Source organism: Denitromonas halophila, assembly GCF_007625155.1.
Lineage (GTDB): Bacteria > Pseudomonadota > Gammaproteobacteria > Burkholderiales > Rhodocyclaceae > Nitrogeniibacter > Nitrogeniibacter halophilus.
This window is the reverse complement of the sequence record NZ_VMNK01000025.1, coordinates 1-5,527: the sequence shown is the minus strand read 5'-3', so window position 1 is coordinate 5,527 and position 5,527 is coordinate 1. Positions and strand designations below refer to the sequence as shown.

At 53.5% G+C, this 5,527-nt stretch carries 2 tRNA genes and 3 rRNA genes; all 5 read right to left on the bottom strand.

Annotated elements, in window-relative coordinates:
- Nucleotides 1–46: 46 nt before the first annotated feature.
- Nucleotides 47–159 (bottom strand): 5S ribosomal RNA (rrf, locus tag FHP91_RS20675).
- Nucleotides 160–267: 108 nt separating this feature from the next.
- Nucleotides 268–3,158, bottom strand: a 23S ribosomal RNA gene (locus tag FHP91_RS20670).
- A 292-nt stretch (nucleotides 3,159–3,450) separates the two neighbouring features.
- Nucleotides 3,451–3,526 (bottom strand) — tRNA-Ala (locus FHP91_RS20665).
- A 9-nt stretch (nucleotides 3,527–3,535) separates the two neighbouring features.
- Nucleotides 3,536–3,612, bottom strand: a tRNA-Ile gene (locus tag FHP91_RS20660).
- A 71-nt stretch (nucleotides 3,613–3,683) separates the two neighbouring features.
- Nucleotides 3,684–5,221: ribosomal RNA gene (locus FHP91_RS20655) — 16S ribosomal RNA — on the bottom strand.
- Together the 16S, 23S and 5S rRNA genes with 2 tRNA genes alongside form the textbook arrangement of a ribosomal RNA operon.
- Between the last annotated feature and the right edge of the window lie 306 nt (nucleotides 5,222–5,527).

The following is a 5,527-nucleotide window of genomic DNA, read 5'->3' as shown; positions in this document are numbered from 1 at the left end:
TAAAAAACCCCGCAATCGTTTGATTGCGGGGTTTTTCTTTTGGTTAGTCTGACGATGACCTACTTTCACACCCGTATGGGCACTATCATCGGCGCTGTTCCGTTTCACGGTCCTGTTCGGGATGGGAAGGGGTGGTTCCAGAACGCTATGGTCGTCAGACTTGACGGTTGGCGTCGCAGGGCTTTTCGTGTCTGCGTCGCCGCAACTGGAAGAAGTCGTAGTAGAGCGTATTGAGTAATTGCGCACAGCAATTGTTCTCAAGGTTATAGGATCAAGCCTCACGGGCAATTAGTACTGGTTAGCTTAACGCATTACTGCGCTTCCACACCCAGCCTATCAACGTCCTGGTCTTGAACGACCCTTTAGCGTGATCGAGTCACGGGGGAAGTCTCATCTTGAGGCAAGTTTCCCGCTTAGATGCTTTCAGCGGTTATCTCTTCCGAACTTAGCTACCCGGCGATGCCACTGGCGTGACAACCGGTACACCAGAGGTTCGTCCACTCCGGTCCTCTCGTACTAGGAGCAGCCCCTCTCAAACTTCCAACGCCCACGGCAGATAGGGACCAAACTGTCTCACGACGTTTTAAACCCAGCTCACGTACCACTTTAAATGGCGAACAGCCATACCCTTGGGACCGGCTACAGCCCCAGGATGTGATGAGCCGACATCGAGGTGCCAAACTCCGCCGTCGATGTGAACTCTTGGGCGGAATCAGCCTGTTATCCCCAGAGTACCTTTTATCCGTTGAGCGATGGCCCTTCCATACAGAACCACCGGATCACTATGACCTGCTTTCGCACCTGCTCGACTTGTAGGTCTCGCAGTCAAGCCTTCTTTTGCCATTGCACTATCAGTACGATGTCCGACCGTACCTAGAAGACCTTCGTACTCCTCCGTTACTCTTTAGGAGGAGACCGCCCCAGTCAAACTGCCCACCATGCACGGTCCCCGACCCGGATTCACGGGCCAAGGTTAGAACCTCAACGACATCAGGGTGGTATTTCAAGGTTGGCTCCATGAGAACTGGCGTCCCCACTTCAAAGCCTCCCACCTATCCTACACAAATCCCGTCAAAGTCCAATGCAAAGCTGCAGTAAAGGTTCATGGGGTCTTTCCGTCTAGCCGCGGGTAGATTGCATCTTCACAACCATTTCAACTTCGCTGAGTCTCAGGAGGAGACAGTGTGGCCATCGTTACGCCATTCGTGCAGGTCGGAACTTACCCGACAAGGAATTTCGCTACCTTAGGACCGTTATAGTTACGGCCGCCGTTTACCGGGGCTTCGATCAAGAGCTTGCACCCCATCACTTAACCTTCCGGCACCGGGCAGGCGTCACACCCTATACGTCCACTTTCGTGTTTGCAGAGTGCTGTGTTTTTAATAAACAGTCGCAGCCACCGATTCTCTGAGACCTCCTTCTGCTCCACCCGCAGGGGCTTCACATACAAGAGGCACACCTTCTCCCGAAGTTACGGTGTCAATTTGCCGAGTTCCTTCTCCTGAGTTCTCTCAAGCGCCTTGGTATTTTCTACCTACCCACCTGTGTCGGTTTGCGGTACGGTCACTCTTTAACTGAAGCTTAGAGGCTTTTCCTGGAAGCATGGTATTAATCACTTCAGGCTCAATGAGCCCTCGTCATCACGCCTCGTCTAAGCCCGGCGGATTTGCCTACCGGGCACGACTACACGCTTAAACCGGGATATCCAACGCCCGGCTGATCTAACCTTCTCCGTCCCCCCATCGCATTAAAGAGTGGTACAGGAATATTGACCTGTTTCCCATCGACTACGCATTTCTGCCTCGCCTTAGGGGCCGACTCACCCTGCGCCGATGAACGTTGCGCAGGAAACCTTGGGTTTTCGGCGAGGGAGCTTTTCACTCCCTTTATCGCTACTCATGTCAGCATTCGCACTTCTGATACCTCCAGCATCCCTTACGAGACACCTTCGCAGGCTTACAGAACGCTCCCCTACCATGCGCACTAGGTACGCATCCGCAGCTTCGGTTCATGGCTTGAGCCCCGTTACATCTTCCGCGCAGGACGACTCGACTAGTGAGCTATTACGCTTTCTTTAAAGGGTGGCTGCTTCTAAGCCAACCTCCTAGCTGTCTGTGCCTTCCCACTTCGTTTACCACTTAGCCATGTATTTGGGACCTTAGCTGGCGGTCTGGGTTGTTTCCCTCTTGACACCGGACGTTAGCACCCGATGTCTGTCTGCCGTATATCACTTTCCGGTATTCGGAGTTTGCTATCGCGGGGTAAATCGCAATGACCCCCCCAACGATGACAGTGCTCTACCCCCGGAAGTGTCCGTACGACGCACTACCTAAATAGTTTTCGGGGAGAACCAGCTATTTCCGGATTTGTTTGGCCTTTCACCCCTATCCACAGCTCATCCCCTAACTTTTCAACGTTAGTGGGTTCGGACCTCCAGTACCTGTTACGGCACCTTCATCCTGGCCATGGATAGATCATCCGGTTTCGGGTCTACGCCCAGCGACTAAGTCGCCCTTATCAGACTCGCTTTCGCTACGCCTCCCCTATTCGGTTAAGCTCGCCACTGAACGTAAGTCGCTGACCCATTATACAAAAGGTACGCAGTCACCCCTCAAGGAGGCTCCCACTGTTTGTATGCATGCGGTTTCAGGATCTATTTCACTCCCCTCCCGGGGTTCTTTTCGCCTTTCCCTCACGGTACTGGTTCACTATCGGTCGATCACGAGTATTTAGCCTTGGAGGATGGTCCCCCCATATTCAGACAGGATTCCACGTGTCCCGCCCTACTTGTCGTACGCTCAGACCCGCCAGAAACACTTCACATACAGGGCTATCACCTTCTATGGCCGGGCTTTCCATCCCGTTTTGTTGAATCTCTGGTTTAGTCGTACAGGCTGGTCCCATTTCGCTCGCCACTACTTTGGGAATCTCGGTTGATTTCTTTTCCTGCGGCTACTTAGATGTTTCAGTTCGCCGCGTTCGCCTCCACGTGCCTATGTATTCAGCACGGGATGACCCTAAAAGGGCCGGGTTTCCCCATTCGGACATCTGCGGATCAAAGCTCTATTGCCAGCTCCCCGCAGCTTTTCGCAGGCTTACACGTCCTTCATCGCCTGTGATCGCCAAGGCATCCACCACATGCACTTATTCGCTTGATCCTATAACCTTGAGCTCTGCCTAAGCAAAGACACACGTCAAGACGAACTTCATGCTGTTGTGCGCTTCTCTTTGCCGCTGGTTTGCAAACAAAGAGGGCGCGATGCAATTACACAATTACTACTTTACTGGTGCAGCCAACCATCACTGATTGACTGCGTCGACTTCTTCCAAATTTTTAAAGAGCGCTCTGACGCTTTCGCGTCAGTAAAACGTCAGCACTATCGAGACGCTCTCGACACTGCTGACGCTTCACTTGCGTGAGCCTTACGCGAACCTGAACAACCGATTCGGTGGTGGAGGATGACGGGATCGAACCGACGACCCCCTGCTTGCAAAGCAGGTGCTCTCCCAGCTGAGCTAATCCCCCATTGATCAGTGGTGGGTCTGGTTGGGTTCGAACCAACGACCCCCGCCTTATCAAGACGGTGCTCTAACCAGCTGAGCTACAGACCCTCACGGGCTCGCGCTTAACTTTGAACAACCGATAGGTTGTGGATACTCAGTCGATGACGACTTTTCTCTTGAAAGGAGGTGATCCAGCCGCACCTTCCGATACGGCTACCTTGTTACGACTTCACCCCAGTCATGAATCTCACCGTGGTAAGCGCCCTCCCGAAGGTTAAGCTACCTACTTCTGGTGAAACCCACTCCCATGGTGTGACGGGCGGTGTGTACAAGACCCGGGAACGTATTCACCGCGGCATGCTGATCCGCGATTACTAGCGATTCCGACTTCATGGAGTCGAGTTGCAGACTCCAATCCGGACTACGATCGGCTTTCTGGGATTGGCTCCACCTCGCGGCTTGGCAACCCTCTGTACCGACCATTGTATGACGTGTGAAGCCCTACCCATAAGGGCCATGAGGACTTGACGTCATCCCCACCTTCCTCCGGTTTGTCACCGGCAGTCTCATTAGAGTGCCCAACTTAATGATGGCAACTAATGACAAGGGTTGCGCTCGTTGCGGGACTTAACCCAACATCTCACGACACGAGCTGACGACAGCCATGCAGCACCTGTGTTCTGGCTCCCGAAGGCACCAAGTGATCTCTCACAAGTTCCAGACATGTCAAGGGTAGGTAAGGTTTTTCGCGTTGCATCGAATTAATCCACATCATCCACCGCTTGTGCGGGTCCCCGTCAATTCCTTTGAGTTTTAATCTTGCGACCGTACTCCCCAGGCGGTCGACTTCACGCGTTAGCTGCGTTACCCAGAAAGTTTCCTCTCCGAACAACTAGTCGACATCGTTTAGGGCGTGGACTACCAGGGTATCTAATCCTGTTTGCTCCCCACGCTTTCGTGCATGAGCGTCAGTACAGGCCCAGGGGGCTGCCTTCGCCATCGGTGTTCCTCCACATCTCTACGCATTTCACTGCTACACGTGGAATTCCACCCCCCTCTGCCGTACTCTAGCTGTGCAGTCACAAGCGCAGTTCCCAGGTTAAGCCCGGGGATTTCACACCTGTCTTACACAACCGCCTGCGCACGCTTTACGCCCAGTAATTCCGATTAACGCTCGCACCCTACGTATTACCGCGGCTGCTGGCACGTAGTTAGCCGGTGCTTCTTCTGATGGTACCGTCATCCACCACCCGTATTCGGGGCAGTGATTTCTTTCCACCTGAAAGAGCTTTACAACCCGAAGGCCTTCTTCACTCACGCGGCATGGCTGGATCAGGGTTGCCCCCATTGTCCAAAATTCCCCACTGCTGCCTCCCGTAGGAGTCTGGGCCGTGTCTCAGTCCCAGTGTGGCTGATCATCCTCTCAGACCAGCTACGGATCGTCGCCTTGGTGAGCCTTTACCTCACCAACTAGCTAATCCGACATCAGCCGCTCCAGTAGCGCGAGGCCCGAAGGTCCCCCGCTTTCTCCCTCAGGAAATATGCGGTATTAATCCGGCTTTCGCCGGGCTATCCCCCACTACTGGGTACGTTCCGATGCATTACTCACCCGTTCGCCACTCGCCACCAGGTGCAAGCACCCGTGCTGCCGTTCGACTTGCATGTGTAAAGCATGCCGCCAGCGTTCAATCTGAGCCAGGATCAAACTCTTAAGTTCAATCTACTCGCACTCAATATCAGAAACTGACATGAGCGCTCAATTTACTGCGAATTTCGCACGACTTGCGTCGCGCTACGCCGCACCAACCGAGCACCCACACCTATCGGTTGTCCAAATTTTTAAAGAGCTACTGAACCACTTCCGGAGAAGAATTTCGTTCAGCGCAGAAGCGGAATTATGTAGCAACAAATCCGCCTCGTCAACCCCCTCAAGCTCGTTTCCGACTCCTTCGGGGGCCGCTCAAAACGCGTTTGCGTTCAAGCGAGGTGCGAATTATAGACACCACAAAAAACCTGTCAACAC